Origin of the sequence: Brevibacterium luteolum (assembly GCF_025147615.1) — a bacterium.
Classification (GTDB): domain Bacteria; phylum Actinomycetota; class Actinomycetes; order Actinomycetales; family Brevibacteriaceae; genus Brevibacterium; species Brevibacterium luteolum.
Map to the genome: position 1 here is coordinate 1 of NZ_JALXPM010000059.1, position 14,892 is coordinate 14,892.

The 14,892-nt window shown below is 67.9% G+C and carries 14 protein-coding genes; 8 read left to right on the forward strand and 6 right to left on the reverse strand.

Annotated elements, in window-relative coordinates:
• Window positions 1–22 precede the first annotated feature (22 nt).
• From adhP to M3C25_RS11970, 4 genes are all read right to left on the reverse strand, one after another.
• Entirely contained in the window at window positions 23–1,051 is a 1,029-nt protein-coding gene (gene adhP, locus M3C25_RS11955; protein ID WP_259856909.1) for an alcohol dehydrogenase AdhP, read from the reverse strand.
• Between the two features lie 217 nt (window positions 1,052–1,268).
• Window positions 1,269–2,030 carry a 3-oxoacyl-ACP reductase FabG gene (gene fabG / locus M3C25_RS11960; protein ID WP_259856916.1) on the reverse strand — a complete coding sequence of 254 codons (762 nt, stop codon included), beginning with the start codon at window positions 2,028–2,030 and terminating at the stop codon, window positions 1,269–1,271.
• A gap of 48 nt (window positions 2,031–2,078) precedes the next feature.
• Window positions 2,079–3,923, reverse strand: coding sequence for an acetate--CoA ligase (locus M3C25_RS11965; protein WP_259832466.1), 1,845 nt, complete (start codon window positions 3,921–3,923; stop codon window positions 2,079–2,081).
• Entirely contained in the window at window positions 3,916–4,701 is a 786-nt protein-coding gene (locus M3C25_RS11970; protein ID WP_259856918.1) for an IclR family transcriptional regulator, read from the reverse strand. The genes M3C25_RS11965 and M3C25_RS11970 overlap by 8 nt, the downstream gene beginning before the upstream one ends.
• A 219-nt stretch (window positions 4,702–4,920) precedes the next feature.
• On the opposite strand from M3C25_RS11970, the gene M3C25_RS11975 reads away from it, so the two are divergent.
• The 7 genes from M3C25_RS11975 to M3C25_RS12005 all read left to right on the forward strand — a co-directional run bounded on the left by M3C25_RS11975 (window position 4,921) and on the right by M3C25_RS12005 (window position 13,168).
• On the forward strand, window positions 4,921–5,838 hold the full coding sequence (locus M3C25_RS11975) for an ABC transporter ATP-binding protein (protein ID WP_259856920.1): 918 nt from the start codon (window positions 4,921–4,923) through the stop codon (window positions 5,836–5,838).
• Window positions 5,835–7,889 (forward strand): AMP-binding protein, encoded by a 2,055-nt coding sequence (locus M3C25_RS11980; protein ID WP_259797106.1) that lies wholly within the window; start codon window positions 5,835–5,837, stop codon window positions 7,887–7,889. Before M3C25_RS11975 ends, M3C25_RS11980 begins: the two co-directional genes overlap by 4 nt.
• Window positions 7,886–8,758, forward strand: coding sequence for a branched-chain amino acid ABC transporter permease (locus tag M3C25_RS11985; protein ID WP_170274454.1), 873 nt, complete (start codon window positions 7,886–7,888; stop codon window positions 8,756–8,758). The genes M3C25_RS11980 and M3C25_RS11985 overlap by 4 nt, the downstream gene beginning before the upstream one ends.
• A 3-nt stretch (window positions 8,759–8,761) precedes the next feature.
• Window positions 8,762–9,826, forward strand: a complete 1,065-nt coding sequence (locus M3C25_RS11990) for a branched-chain amino acid ABC transporter permease (RefSeq protein WP_259856922.1) — start codon at window positions 8,762–8,764, stop codon at window positions 9,824–9,826.
• Window positions 9,827–9,911: 85 nt separating this feature from the next.
• Complete coding sequence (locus tag M3C25_RS11995; protein ID WP_170274455.1) at window positions 9,912–11,102, forward strand: ABC transporter substrate-binding protein; 1,191 nt, start codon at window positions 9,912–9,914, stop codon at window positions 11,100–11,102.
• Window positions 11,099–11,950, forward strand: a complete 852-nt coding sequence (locus M3C25_RS12000) for an ABC transporter ATP-binding protein (RefSeq protein ID WP_170274456.1) — start codon at window positions 11,099–11,101, stop codon at window positions 11,948–11,950. The genes M3C25_RS11995 and M3C25_RS12000 overlap by 4 nt, the downstream gene beginning before the upstream one ends.
• A 21-nt stretch (window positions 11,951–11,971) precedes the next feature.
• A complete protein-coding gene (locus M3C25_RS12005; protein WP_259856924.1) occupies window positions 11,972–13,168 on the forward strand; it encodes a phenylacetate--CoA ligase family protein in 1,197 nt (398 codons plus the stop codon).
• Window positions 13,169–13,246: 78 nt separating this feature from the next.
• Here the strand turns inward: M3C25_RS12005 and M3C25_RS12010 are convergent, their stop codons facing one another.
• Together M3C25_RS12010 and M3C25_RS12015 are read right to left on the reverse strand one after the other, a co-directional pair.
• Entirely contained in the window at window positions 13,247–13,642 is a 396-nt protein-coding gene (locus tag M3C25_RS12010; RefSeq protein ID WP_102161974.1) for a fluoride efflux transporter FluC, read from the reverse strand.
• A complete protein-coding gene (locus tag M3C25_RS12015; RefSeq protein ID WP_259856926.1) occupies window positions 13,639–14,130 on the reverse strand; it encodes a CrcB family protein in 492 nt (163 codons plus the stop codon). The genes M3C25_RS12010 and M3C25_RS12015 overlap by 4 nt, the downstream gene beginning before the upstream one ends.
• Before the next feature lie 214 nt (window positions 14,131–14,344).
• Here M3C25_RS12015 and M3C25_RS12020 point away from each other — a divergent pair, with 214 nt between their 5' ends.
• Window positions 14,345–14,884, forward strand: a complete 540-nt coding sequence (locus M3C25_RS12020; protein WP_102161976.1) for a YceI family protein — start codon at window positions 14,345–14,347, stop codon at window positions 14,882–14,884.
• Window positions 14,885–14,892: the final 8 nt, after the last annotated feature.

Sequence of the window (14,892 nt, forward strand, 5' to 3'; positions counted from 1 at the left end):
GCAGCCGGTCAGCGCTCGGGTCTCAGTCGTCGAATTCGACGACGACGCGGCCGTCGATCTTGCCGTGGACCATCTCGTCGAAGATCTGGTTGATCTCGTCGAGTTTGCGGACGTGGTAGGTCGGGTGGATGTGGCCGCGGGCGTAGAAGTCCAGGGCCTCCTCCATGTCCTGGCGGGTGCCGACGATCGAGCCGCGGATCGTCAGGCCCTTGAGCACGATGTCGAAGATCGGGGCCGGGAAGTCACCGGGCGGCAGGCCGTTGAAGACGATGGTGCCGCCGCGGCGGGCCATGCCGATCGCCTGGCCAAACGCGTCGGGGTGCACGGCGGTGACGAGCACGCCGTGGGTGCCGCCGGTGGCCTCGACGACCTCGGCGGCCGGGTCGCCGGTCATCGCGTTGACGACGACCTCGGCGCCGTGCTTCTTGGCCAGCGCGAGCTTGTCATCGGCGATGTCGACGGCGACCACGCGCATGCCCATCGCCACGGCGTACTGCACGGCGATGTGGCCGAGCCCGCCGATGCCGGAGATCGTGACCCACTGGCCGGGCTTGACCTCGGTCATCTTCAGGCCCTTGTACACGGTCACACCGGCGCACAGGACGGGTGCGATCTCGTTGAGGTCCGCGCCTGCGGGGATGTGGGCGGCGTAGCGGGCGTCGACGAGCATGTACTCGCCGAAGGAGCCGTCGACGGAGTAGCCGCCGTTCTGCTGCTTCTCGCACAGCGTCTCCCAGCCGGTGCGGCAGAATTCGCAGTCGCCGCAGGCGCCCCACAGCCAGGCGTTGCCGACGATGTCGCCGACTTTGACGGAGGTGACGTCGTCGCCGATGGCTTCGACGCGGCCCACCCCCTCGTGTCCGGGGACGAACGGCGGGCTGGGCTTGATGGGCCAGTCGCCGTGGGCGGCGTGCAGGTCGGTGTGGCACACGCCGGTGGAGATGAGCTTGACGAGGGCCTCGTGCGGGCCGGGGGTGGGGATGTCGGTGGCATCGCTGACGTTGAGGTCTGAGCCGAATTCGGTGACGACGGCGGCTTTCATGGTGCCCATGGTTCACTCCTCAGTTGATGGGGACGCGGCCGGGGTCTGGCCGCAGCGGGCACTTGTCACATTACCGCTCACGCATCTGCGGGCATACAGTTCGGACGCGGCATCCCGTCTGCTGGGATGCCGCGCCCGAGGTGGTGGGCACCGGTGGCTGGCGGCGTCGGCTGCCGCTGCCGCGCCCGAGGTGGTGGGCACCGGTGGCCGGCGGCTGGGTCCGGGCTCAGGCCTCGGCGAGGGCCTCGGGGCTTTCGGGCAGGATCTGCCCGCCGTCGACGACGATGCCCTGGCCGGTGATGTAGCGGGCGCCGTCGGAGCCGAGGAAGGCGACGGTGTGGCCAATGTCGCTGGGCTCACCGAGGTAGCCCAGCGGCACAGCAGCGGCCATCTGCTTGAGGTAGGCCTCACCCATGTCCTTCAGGCCCGGGGTGAGCACATTGCCCGGCAGCACGGCGTTGATGGTGATGCCGTCGGCTGCCAGTTCGATGGCGGCGGAGCGGACGAAGCCCATCTGGGCGGCCTTCGTCGCTCCGTAGTGGGACCAGGCGGGGAAGCCGGTGTAGTTGCCGGTGATCGACGAGGTCACGACGATGCGGCCGGCCTGCGATTTCCGCAGGGCCGGCAGGGCGGCCTGGACGATGTGGACGGTGCCGAAGGTGTTGATCGCGAAGATCGATTCGAGGTCCTCATCGGTCATCTCGTCGATGCGGGCCTGCGGGTAGACCCCGGCGTTCGACGACAGCAGGTCGAGTCTTCCGTGGTCGTTAACGAAGGAGGCGATGACCTCTTCGCAGTTGTCGCGGGAGCGCACATCGAGCAGGTAGGCACTGAGCCCGTCGTTCTGGGCGGCCGTGACCTCATCGTCGGTCACACCGGTGACGCCGACCGTGGCGCCGTGTTCGATGAGGGTTTCGGCGATGCCGCGGCCGATGCCGAGCGTGCCTCCGGTGACGAGAGCTTTCCGTCCGGTGAGAAGTCCTGCCATGATCTGTCATCCGCCCTTCGGGTGGAGTGCGTGTCAGCAGTTCTCAGTCTAGCGAGATCTGCGGTCCTGCAGGCGGCAGTAGGCGAGCACATCGGCCCAGCGCAGCTGTCCCCATTCCGCACCTGCGGGCACGAGCCCGGCCAGGGCCCGGCCGAGCAGCTGCCGGTCGAGGTCGGCATCGAGGGTGTCGACGAAGACGATCGCCCGCGGCCTCGCGAGTCCGCCGAGCATCTCGCGCACCGAGCTCATGAGGTCGACGGCCAGCTGGCGGGAGGCCGGTTCGCTCGTGACGACGGCGGCCCACACGCTGCGGCCGTGCTCGGGGTCGCGCACGGCGACCGCGCGGGCGGCGTCGACGAAGGGGTGGTCTTCGAGCAGCTGGCCGACGGCGGTGAGCGAGACGAGCTGGCCGGACACGGAGATCGCCGGGTCGATCCGGCCCTGAAAGGTGAAGCCGCCGTCGGGTTCGACGAGGACGAGGTCGCCGCTGGCGAACCCGAGGTCCGGGCGGCGGGTGAAGGGCGCGCAGATGGTGTCCTCGGCGCCCGCTCCCGAGGCGGTGCTCACCATGCCGGGCAGGGGTGCGGTGACGATGAGCTCGCCGGTGTGGCCGGGTTCGACCGGCCGGTCATCAGCGTCGGTGACAGAGATGACCCCGCGGCCGAGCTGGCAGCTGCCGCCGTGGACGAAGACGATGCCGCTTAAGAGGATCTGGCCCCAGCCGTCGACGACCTCGCAGCCGTTTTCGACGAAGGCGCGCTGCATCCAGCGGCGCAGCTCGGGTTCGACCGGTTCGCCTGCGGTGACGACGCGGCACAGGGCGGCGACGCTGCCGGCGGCGGTGACGTCGTCGTGCCAGGAGCGCATCGTGCGCATGACGGCCGGGGTGGTGACGAAGGTCGAGACGTCGTAGCGGTTCATGATCTCGAAGGCCCGCTGGTGGTGGGGCACGTCGAGGGTGCCTTCGTAGACGACGATGGTGTCGCCGTACAGCAGCGGGCCGAGCAGGCCGTGCCACTGCGAGACCGCCCAGGAGACGTCGCCGGCACACCAGAAGGTGCCGCCGGTGCGCACCGCACCATGGAAGGCGGCGGCGGTGGCGAAGACGGCGGCTAAGGAGTGCCAGGTCGTCAGACTCGGAGCGCCGGGGGCTGCGAGGTGGCCGGCGCACAGGTGGGCGTCGATCGGCCGTCCGGAATCGACTGCGCTGGTCGCAGTCTCAACGCGGCGGGCGGCCGGGCGAGCAGCGTGGGTGAGGTCGTCGAACCAGTGGTCGCCGTGGAACCACGGCACGTTGAGGCCGGTGCGGCGGATGACGAGGGTGTGTTCGACGCTTTCAGCTGAAGCCAGGGCGTCGTCGGCGCGGACTTTGAGCGGAATGACGGTGCCGTGCCGCCAGGCGCCGTCCTGGGTGATGAGCAGGCTCGGCTGCAGCTGAGCGAGCCGGGTGGCCAGGGCCTCGGCGGGCAGGGAGATCGGCAGCATCGACCAGCGGGCGCCGATGTCGATGCAGGCCAGCACCGCGAACACCGTCTCGGGCAGCCAGCCGGTGTGGAAGGCCACCACGTCGCCGTCGGTGACCCCGCGGCCGCGCAGCGCGGTGGCGACGGCGGCAACTTCGGTGGCAAGTTCGGCGTAGGTGAAGGAGAGCCGTTCACCGGATTCGCCTTCCCAGTGCAGGGCGATCTTCGAGCCGTTGGCGCGGGCATGCCGGGTGACGAGGTTGAAAAGCGGGTCGATCCGGCCACCGGGGAACCACTGCCCGCCATAGGGTCCGGGCTGCCAGACACTGCTGGGAGCAGCCGTCCAGTCGAGGAGGTCGATGATCGGCTGCCAGTCGGCGGTGAGCGTGTTCGGGTCGATGCCGGTGAAGGGCGCGGGTGCCTCAGCCATTGCCGATGCTCCTTCCGCAGGAGACCGCGGTGCGCTCGAGCGCCGCAGCCGCCTTGCGCACGTGGGCCTGGTCGGCTCCGGCAGGCACATCGGCGGCCAGGGCTGCCACGACTGCGCCTTCGGCGTCGCGCAGCGGCACAGCGACTTCGTCGACGTGGTCGGCGACGATGGCCGGCAGGTGGATGTGGTTCGCACTCGCCCACTGCTGACGGTGGGTTTCTGCCAGTTCCACGGTCTCAGGTGAGGCGCCGGCGAGGACCTCAGCCCACACCTCGGGCGCGGCGTGGGCGGCGAGCACCCGCCCGGCGGCGGTGTCGAGGGCCGGCAGGGCGCGCGGTGAGTGGCGGAAGGGCCCGCGGTCATCGCCGTCGACCTGGTCGATGCACATGACCTCGCGGCCGGCGAGCACGTAGATGCTGATGGTGGCGTCGAGCTGGTTGCGCAGCGCCACGACGAAGGGGGCGAGCGCGGCGAGGATCGTGTTGCGGGCCAGGTAGTGCTTCGACAGGCGGGTGAGCTGCGGGCCGAGCCCGTAGCGGGAGGTCGCCGGGTCCTGCACGGCGTAGTCGGCCTGCACGAGTGAGCGCAGCAGCCGGTGCACGGTGGGCACCGACATGCCCGAGCGGGCGGCGAGGTCGGTCAGGTGGTGCAGCGGCGGGCCCTCGGCGAGCAGGTCGAGCAGCCTGACCGCGTTGCGGATGGTGCCGAGGCCCCCACGGGCTGAGCCATTGCCGGTGGTGCTGCCATCGGCTCCGTCGCCATTGCCCTCACCGGCCATATGCGGCCCCCTTCCTGAACGTAAGCCACCGGCGGTCACCGGATGCCTGACTGTCAGCTTGCCACATGCAAACGTGACATGCAGAACCGAAAGACTGAAAAGTTTTTCTATTGAGAGTATTGATTTTCACATATTGAAAACCTATTGTCTATCTCAACAGTGATGCCGATCACAGCGGTCTGTCTCACTCTCGCTTTCGCAACGACGCAAGGAGATCACGTGCGAACACGCGCCTACCGACACTCCCTCAACGGGAGCACCATGCCGCCGGGGCAGCCGCTTCTGCAGGTGTCCGACCTGTCGCTGCGATTCGGCGGAGTGCGCGCGCTCTCCGATGTCAGCTTCACCGTCACCTCCGGCACCATCCACGCCGTCATCGGCCCCAACGGCGCCGGAAAGTCCTCACTGCTCAACTGCGTGTCGGGACTGTACAAGCCCACCGAGGGCGAGATCGCGCTGCGCTACGTCGTCGGCGAGACCGGCCGCCACCTCGGCGAGCACTCACCCGAGGAGCGCGAACGCCGCGCTTCGACCGACCAGCCGCACGAGTACGCCGACCGGACGCTCACCCGCCTGGCACCGAACAAGGTCGCCCGCCTCGGCGTCGCCCGCAGCTTCCAGAACATCGAGCTCTTCGAGCATCTGACGGTGCTGGAGAACATGATGCTCGGCCGGCACATCCACATGCGCCAGAACGTGTTCTCGGCGATGCTGTGGCTCGGCCCGGCCCGCCGGCAGGAGATCGAGCACCGCGAGATCGTTGAGGAGATCATCGACCTGCTGCAGCTGCAGGCCTACCGAAAGAAGCCGGTCGGCACGCTGGCCTACGGCATCCAGAAGCGCGTCGAGCTCGGCCGGGCGCTGGCGCTGCAGCCGGCCCTGCTGCTGCTCGATGAGCCGATGGCCGGCATGAACGCCGAGGAGAAGGAGGACATGGCCCGCTACATCCTCGACGTCCACGAACTCGCCGGCGTCTCGATGGTCCTCATCGAACACGACATGAACGTCGTCATGGACATCTCGAACCGCGTCACCGTCCTCGATTTCGGCCGCGTCATCGCCGACGGCACTCCTGCTGAGGTGATGGCCGATCCGCAGGTCATCGAGGCCTATCTGGGAACGGAGGCAGTCCGATGACCGCCGCACCTGAGCACAACACCACTGGCAGCCGCGGCTTCACCGCCGACCGGCCCCCGCACGCGATCACCAAGACGATGCCGCAGTACCTCGACGCGCTCGCCGCCGCCCACCCGGACCGGGTGGCGATGCAGGAGAAGCGCTACGGCATCTGGCAGCCGATGAGCTGGCAGCTCTACCGCGAGCGGGTCCGCGACTTCGCCCACGGGCTCGTGACGCTGGGCGTCAAGCGCGGGGACATCGTCGCCGTGCTCGGCGACAACCGCCCAGAGTGGCTCATCGCAGAGCTCGCCTGCCAGTCTCTCGGCGCCAGCGTCGTCGGCATCTACCCGACCTCGCTTGGCAGCGAGCTCACCCACATCCTGCACACCGCCGGCTCCCGCGTCGTCGTGGCAGAAGACCAGGAGCAGGTCGACAAGCTGCTGCGCCTGCACGCCGACCTCGGCGCTGAATCGCTCGTCGAGCACATTGTCTTCTACGACCCGCACGGCCTGGAGCAGTACACCGATGAGATTCTGCTCGACTTCACCGACGTCGAAGACGCCGGCCGTGCCTGGGCGGCTGAGAATCCCGGCTGGCTCGATGAGCAGATCGCCGCCGGCCACCCTGATGACCTCGCCGTCATCTGCACCACCTCGGGCACGACCTCGAAGCCGAAGCTCGCCGAGCTCTCCCACGCCAACCTGCTGTCGATGGCCGAGCACCTGACAGCCATCGACCCGATCGTCGCCAAGGACCGCTACGTCTCGATCCTGCCGTTTGCCTGGATCGGCGAGCAGATGCTCGCAGTCGCCTGCGGCCTGTACTGCGGGCTGACGATCTCCTTCCCCGAAGACGCCACCACCCAGAAGTCCGACCTGCGCGAGATCGGCCCCGACGTCATGTTCGCCCCACCCAGGATCTGGGAGTCGATGCTCTCAGAGGTGCAGGTGCGCATCGACGAGGCCGGGAAGATCAAGCGCGGCATCTTCGGCTGGGGCTATGAGATCACCGACCGGCTGGCGAGCAAGCGCACCTCCGGCAAGCGGCTGAGCGGCTGGGATAAGTTCATCGGCTCGATCGCCGATGCGGTGGCCACCCGCCCGGTGCGCGAGCAGCTGGGGCTGACCCGCATCAAGCGCTGCTACACCGGCGGTGCCCCGCTGGGCCCGGACGTGTTCCAGTTCTTCCACGCCATCGGCGTCAACCTCAAGCAGATCTACGGGCAGACCGAGATCTGCGGCATCGCCGTCGTCCACCGCGACGACGGAGTCTCCTACACCTCGGTCGGCGAACCGCTGCCGGGCACCGAACTGCAGTTCGGCGACAACCAGGAGATCATGCTGCGCTCCTCCTCGGTGTTCCGCGGCTACCACCTCAACGACGCAGCCACCGCCGAGACCGTCACCCCGCAGGGCTGGCTGCACACCGGCGACGCCGGCTACCTCGACGAGGCCGGCCACCTCGTCGTCGTCGACCGGCTCAAGGACGTCGTCACCGCAGCCGACGGCACCATGTACTCGCACGCCTTCATCGAGAACAAGCTGAAGTTCTCCCCCTACATCGAAGAATCCGTCGTCTTCGCCGGCACCGGGGTCACCAACCCCGAGACGGTCGACGCCGAGCATCCGATGTGCGCGATCGTCACGCTCGACCCGGCGACCGTCTCTGCGTGGGCCGAGCACGAGAAGCTGTCGTTCACCACCTACACCGACCTGGCCGCCAAACCCGAGGTGTACGAACTCATCGCCGAGGAGCTCGCCCGGGCGAATGAGGACCTGACCGAGACGATCCGGATCCGGCGCTTCGTGCTGCTGCACAAGCAGTTCGATCCCGATGACGACGAGATCACCCGCACCCGCAAGGTCCGGCGGTCCGTCATCGCCGAACGCTACTCCTCGATCATCGAAGCGCTGGCCTCGGATGCCGATGAGGTCACCATCTCGGCAGCCATCACCTATCAGGACGGCTCCGTCGTCGAACGCTCGATTCCGCTGCGGATCTTCGATCTTGAGTCCTACACAGTTCCCGCCGGACGGGGACGCAGAAAAGTCTGGAGTGGTCGACAGTGAGCACCTTCATCACCCTCGTCATCTTCGGCCTCTCCGAGGGCGCCATCCTGGCGCTGGCCGCACTGGGCTTCGTGCTCATCTACAAGGCCACCGGCGTCATCAACTTCGCTCAGGGCGAGTTCCTGCTCATGGGCGCCTACACCTTCTACACCGCCTGGGTCATCTTCCAGCTGCCGCTCATCGTCGCGATCATCATCGGCATCATCATCGCCGTGATCGTCGGCGGCGTGGTCGAACGCTTCATCCTCAGACCGATGGTCGGCCAAAGCCACATCTCGATCATCATGGTCACCATCGGCTTAGCCGGGCTGCTGAGCGCCCTTGTGCAGATGTTCTTCGGCACCCAGCCGCGGGCGATGCCCGCACTGTTCCCGACGAACTCGGTGTCCCTGCTCGGCGGATCGGTGCCGGCCAACCGGCTGTGGGTGCTGCTCATCGCCGCAATCGTGCTGACTCTGCTGACGCTGTTCTTCCAGAAGTCCAAGCACGGCATCGCGATGCGCGCGGTCGCCGATGACCAGCAGGCGGCGATGACCGTTGGCATCTCCGTGCGCCGCGTGTTCGCGATGTCGTGGGGGCTGGCCGCCATCAGCGCGCTCATCGCCGGCATCCTGCTCGCCGACGTCACCGCAGTGGAGATGAACATCGTCAGCTTCGGCCTGCTCGTCTTCCCCGTCGTCATCCTCGGCGGACTCGACTCGGTGCCCGGCACCATCGTCGGCGGCCTGACCATCGGCCTGCTGACCGCCTTCGTCTCCGGCTACCTCGATCCCGGCCTGGCGGAGGTCATCCCGTACATCGTGCTCGTGCTCATCCTGCTCGTCCGCCCCTACGGCGTGTTCGGCGAGAAGCGGATCGAAAGGGTCTGATCCATGTCTGCAGCTATCGAAACCGGTCGCCACCACCGGTCCTACAACTCGGAGATGCGGCTGTGGCACACCCGCCCGCAGATGGTCCGGATGGCACTCGTGGCCGTCATCGCGATCCTCGTGCCCTTCGTCTTCGACGACTACTGGCTCTCGATCGCCAACACCGCACTCATCGCAGCCGTCGGTGCGATCGGCCTCAACATCCTCGTCGGCTACACCGGCCAGATCTCACTGGGCCAGGGCGGCTTCCTCGCCGTCGGTGCCTTCACCTCGGTCATCCTCACCGACCGGATGGGGATGCCGGCACCGATCTCGATCCTGTGCGCCGTCGTGCTCACCTCGGTCATCGGCGTCATCATCGGCCTGCCGGCGCTTAGGCTCAAGGGACTGTACCTGGCGATCGCGACCCTGGCCTCGCAGATGGTCATCATCTTCATCGTCCGCCGCTGGGGCTGGCTGACCGAAGGACAGGGCTTCGTCGACGTCAACCGGCTGGAGGTCTTCGGCTTCCGGATCGAACGCTCCAGCTTCGAACAGCAGTGGTACGTCATCCTGCTCATCATCACGGTCATCGTCGCCATCACCGCCACCAACCTCTTCCGCACCGGCGTCGGCCGCTCCTTCATGGCCGTGCGCGACCAGGACATCGCCGCCTCGGCGATGGGCGTCAACCTCACCCGCACGAAGCTCACCGCCTTCGCCGTCTCCAACGCCTACGTCGGACTCGCCGGTGCGCTGCTGGCGCACTACACGGAGATCATCTCGTGGGAGAAGTTCACCATCGACGTCTCCATCCTGTACCTGGCGATGATCATCGTCGGCGGCATGGGCTCGGTCGCCGGCTCCATCTACGGGGCGATCTTCATGTCCTTCCTGCCAGTCATGGTCCGCATGGTCGCCGACGCCCTCGGCGGGGTCGCACCGATGCTGCAGCGCCAGCTGCCGGCCTTCGAGCATGCGATCTTCGGCCTTGTCATCATCGTCTTCCTTATCGCCGAACCGCGCGGACTCCAACGGATCTGGCAGCGGATCAAGGACTACTTCGGCTACTGGCCGTTCCGCTACTGACCATCCGACCTCGACATCATCCACCATCACCACCCGCTGCGCAGCAGCCGCACCACTGGACCGGTGCACAACATCAGGAGGAACCATGAAACGCACCACCATCACTTCGGGAATCGCCCTGTCGGCGGCCTCCCTCATGCTGCTGAGCGCATGCGGCGGGGGCGGATCGGCCAGCGCCGACTCCGATGAGCCGATCGTCATCGGCATGATCGCCGACCAGTCCGGCGCCACCGGCGACGTCGGCGCCCCCTACAACGAGGGCATGCTCGCCTACGTCGACTACCTCAATGCCAACGGCGGCATCGAAGGCCGGGAGATCAAGGCCGAGTCGAACGACTACGCCTACGAGATCCCCAAGGCCGAGGAACTCTACCGCCGCTACGTCAACGACGAGGCCGTCGCCATCCAGGGCTGGGGCACCGGCGACACGGAAGCGCTGCGCACCCGCGTGGCCAACGACGAGCTGCCGTTCATGTCCGGATCCTTCGCCGAGGACCTGACCGATCCCGAGGAGTCGCCGTACAACTTCCTCGTCGCCCCCACCTACTCCGACCAGATGCGTGTGGCGCTCAACTGGATCGCCGAGGACGCCGGCGGCAATGCTGGTGTGGCCGTGCTGCACCACGACTCGCCGTTCGGCACCTCCCCGGTCGAGGACGGCAAGGCCTGGGTCGATGAGAAGGGCCTCGACATCGACTACAAGTCCTACGCGATGCCGGCTGGCACCACGAACTACGCCGGCCTGCTCAGTCAGGTCAGCGACGCGAAGTACATCGTCATCCAGAACGTCTCATCGCCTGCCGCGCAGCTGGCCAAGGACCTGCAGGCCCAGGGCGGGGACCAGAAGATCGTGTGCCTGAACTGGTGCGCCAACGAGCTGTTCATCACCTCTGCCGGTGATGCCGCCAACGGCCACGTCATGGTCCAGCCGATCGCCCCGCTCAACGCCGACAAGCCCGGCCACGAGCAGATCGTGTCCTACCTCGAGGAGAAGAACGAGGACCCGGACTCGAAGATCACCAGCTACGTGCAGGGCTGGTACACGATGCACGTCATGGCCGAGGGCATCCGCCACACCATCAAGGAGGGCAACGACCTGACCGGCGCGAACATCCGCGAATCACTGGAGACCATGGGCGGCATCGACACCGGTGAGGTCATCGGCGACGGCACCGTCGAGTTCTCCGCCGACTCCCACCGCGGCTCGACGTCGTCGAACCTCTACGAGGTCAAGGACGGCGCGATGGAGGAGATCGAATCGGGAGTCACCCCATGACCGCCGAACCGCTGACGGCCCCGGGCGCGAGCCCGGGGCCGGGGGCCGGCGACCAGCCCGCCGCCCTGCTGGCGATCAACAACATCGAAGTCATCTACGACGACGTCATCCTCGTCCTGCGCGGCCTGTCGCTGACCGTGCCCGAAGGCCAGATCGTCGCCCTGCTCGGCTCCAACGGCGCCGGCAAGTCGACCACCCTCAAGGCCGTCTCCGGGCTGCTGCCGAGCGAACAGGGTGAGGTCGCCTCCGGGTCGATCACCTTCGCCGGCACCGACATCACCCGGATGGACGCACCCGAGCGGGTCAAGCACGGGCTGAGCCTGTGCATGGAGGGCCGGCATGTGTTCCCGCACCTGACGGTGGCCGAGAACCTCGCCGCCGGCGGGTACACGAAGAAGGGCAACATCAGCTCGCAGCTCGACTTCGTCTACGAGTTCTTCCCCAAGCTCGGCGACATGCGCTCACGCACCGCAGGCTTCCTCTCCGGAGGCGAGCAGCAGATGCTGGCGATCGGCCGGGCGCTCATGGCCGAACCGAAGCTGCTCATGCTCGATGAGCCCTCCTTGGGCCTGGCCCCGCTGCTGGTCGAGGAGATCTTCGAGACGATCGGCCGGCTCAATGCCGAGACCGGGCTGACGGTGCTCGTCATCGAGCAGAACGCGCAGACCGCGCTGTCGGTGGCCCACCACGGCTACATCATGGAGCAGGGCCGGATCATGCTCGAAGACGAGGCCAAGGCACTGGCCGAGAACCCGGATGTCAAGGAGTTCTACCTCGGCATCGGCGGCGACGGGAAGAAGAGCTACCGCGACGTCAAGCACTACAAGCGCCGCAAGCGCTGGCTCTGATCGCTGAGGTGAGGAGAGAACATGAACGCCCAGGACACCCGTGTGCCCGCCGGTTTCACCCAGCAGCTGGAAGAGGCGCTGGCCGGCAACCCGGAACTTGAAGCCCGGTTCGCCGAGCACAGCTTCGACCCGGCAGGCGCTGCTGAGCTGGCAGACCTCGATGCGCTGCCGGTGCAGAGCAAGGACGAGCTTCTCGCCAGCCGCGTGCATCTGAGCCCGAGCTTCACCCCGCGCCGGATCTTCCAGTCCCCCGGCCCGATCTACGAGGCGCAGCCTCCCGGCGCTGACCCGTGGCGCTGGGGCGAGGCGCTGCGTGCGGCAGGGCTGGAACCCGGTGATGTGGTCGCCAACTGCTTCGGCTACCACCTCTCCCCTGCTGGGGCGATGTTCGATGAGGCGATCAGCGCCGCCGGGGCGACCGTCCTGCCGGCCGGGATCGGCAGCCAGCAGCTGCAGGTCCGGGCGCTGACCGACCTCGGGGTGCGGGGCTACGTCGGACTGCCGAGCTACCTCAAGGCCCTCATCGACGTCCACGCCTCTGCCGGCGGCGCCCCGGGCGACTTCCCGGTCCGCTGGGCGCTCGTGACCGCCGAGCCGCTGCCCGATGAGCTGCGTGCGGCACTGACCGAATGGGTGCCCAGCGTCCGGATGGCCTATGGCTCAGCCGAGGCTGGGCTCATCGCCTATGAGGACGGGCAGCATCCGGGCATGGTGACCGCCGACGGCATCGATGTCGCCGTGTGCAGCATCGACACCGGTGAGCGCCTCGATGCCGACGAGGGCGAGGTCGTGCTCTCGCTCGTGCGTCCCGAGGCGCCGCTCATCCGGTTCGGCACCGGGGATCTCTCGGCCTGGGTCACCGATGGTGACGGCCAGCCGGCCACCGATGCCCGCGGCCGCCGCTATTTGGCCGGTGTGCTCGGCCGGGTCGGGCAGGCGATCAAGGTCCGCGGCATGTTCCTCCACCCCCGCCAGGCGGCCGAGGTGATGAGCCGGGTCGACGGTGTCGAATCCTGCCGGTTCGTCATCACCCGCACCGGCCACCGCGATGAGGTCACGTGTGAGATCGTGCCCGCCGCACGTGCCGACGCCGAGGCGGTTCTCGCCTCAGCGGCGGAGGAGATCCGGGCGGGCCTGCGGTTCAATGCTGAGGTCCGTGCCGTCGATGAGCTTCCCGGCGACGAGGGCATCCTCGTCGATGCCCGCAACTGGGACTGAACCCCTGAACCCGGTCTCCCATCTGGGCAGGGAGCCGGCAAACGCCGTCGCACATTCATGCGGCGGCGTCTTGTCGTCTCACCCGGCCAGCAGCCAGCCGGTGAGTACCCCGAGGGCCGCGGCGGCCAGGGCGGTGAGCATCATCCCGAGCCCGTAGGTGAGCCCGGCGCGGATCCGGCCGCCGGCCAGCAGCCGGGCGGTCTCGACGCTTGCGGTGCCCAGCGTCGTAAAGCCGCCGAGGAAGCCGGTTCCGGTGATGACGAGCCAGCCAGGCAGCGCGCTGCCCGGCAGTCCTGTGCGGGTCAGGGCCATGGCCAGTCCGGTGAGCAGGCCGAGGGCGAAGGAGCCCGTGACGTTGATGAGCGCCGTCGCCATCGGCACCTGCGCGACGCGCAGACGCGCCAGCCGGATGTCGAGGGCATAGCGCAGCACCCCGCCGCAGCCGGCGGCCAGTGCGAGGAGGACAGCAGTCATCGCACCTCCCCGCGCGGTCGGGTCCACCGGCAAGCCGCAGCAATCCCGAGCGCGGCCGCGATGACCCCGCCGATGAGCGTGATGATGACGCTGCCGGCTGCCCAGAGCAGCATCCCGGTCTCGACTCCGTGACCTGTCGCCTGTCCGGTCAGCGCTGCCGGCCTGGCGAGCGCTGCAGCGAATGGTGCGGCGGCATCGACGGTGAGGGCGCTGTAGGTGGTGAACCCGCCGAGCAGCCCGGTGCCCAGGCCGCGCTGCGCCAGCCGCAACCAGTCAGCCGGCATTCTGTCCTGCCGCCAGGCGAGTGCTTCGAGCAGCAGCCCGAGGCAGAAGCTGCCGACCAGATTCACGATGAGCACCGCGAGCATCCCGTAGCCGGCCGGGATCGCAAGCCCGAGCCCCCAGCGGGCGAGGCTGCCAGCGGCGGTGCCTGCGAAGACAGCGGCTAGCAGCAGCGGTGAGAGCTCAGAGGCCCGGCCTGTGCGCATCGGCTCCCCTCCTGCCTGCTGACTGTCGACCGGATCAGGCTATCCGATGCACCCAAGCCAGCCACCGCCTCGGGCGCGGCCCCTGGAGCACACCCAGCGTGGCGCATCACACATCCCCTTTAGTTGAAGTTTAAATTACATGGCGTTAGAGTAGTGACTGTTCGGCCGGCAGACCGCCGCCGTCAGCACATTCCCGATCTCGTGAAGGAGCATCATGACCACTCTCACCCCTGGCACCTGGAAGCTTGATATGTCGCACACGCTCATCGGCTTCATCGTCCGCCACGCTGGCATCAGCAAGGTGCGCGGCAGCTTCAATGACGCCGACGCCACCCTGACCGTCGGCGACTCGATCGCCGACTCCCGCGTCGAGGCCAGCGTGCAGACCGCTTCCTTCGACTCCGGCGATGAGAACCGCGACGCCCACGTCACCGGCGAGGACTTCTTCGACGCCGCCCAGCACCCGCAGATGACCTTCGTCTCCACCGGTGTCGAGGGCACCGAGGAGGAGTTCGAGCTCACCGGCGACCTCACCATCAAGGGCACCACCCGCCCGGTGACCTTCGATGTCGAGTTCGGCGGCGCGACCGTCGACCCGTTCGGCGCCACCCGCGCCGGATTCGAGGCGACGACGAAGATCTCCCGCAAGGACTTCGGCATCACGTGGAATGCCGCCCTGGAGGCCGGTGGTGTGCTCGTCGGCGACACCGTCACCATCACCATCGACGCAGCCTTCGTCCGCAGCGAGGACTGACCCTAAAG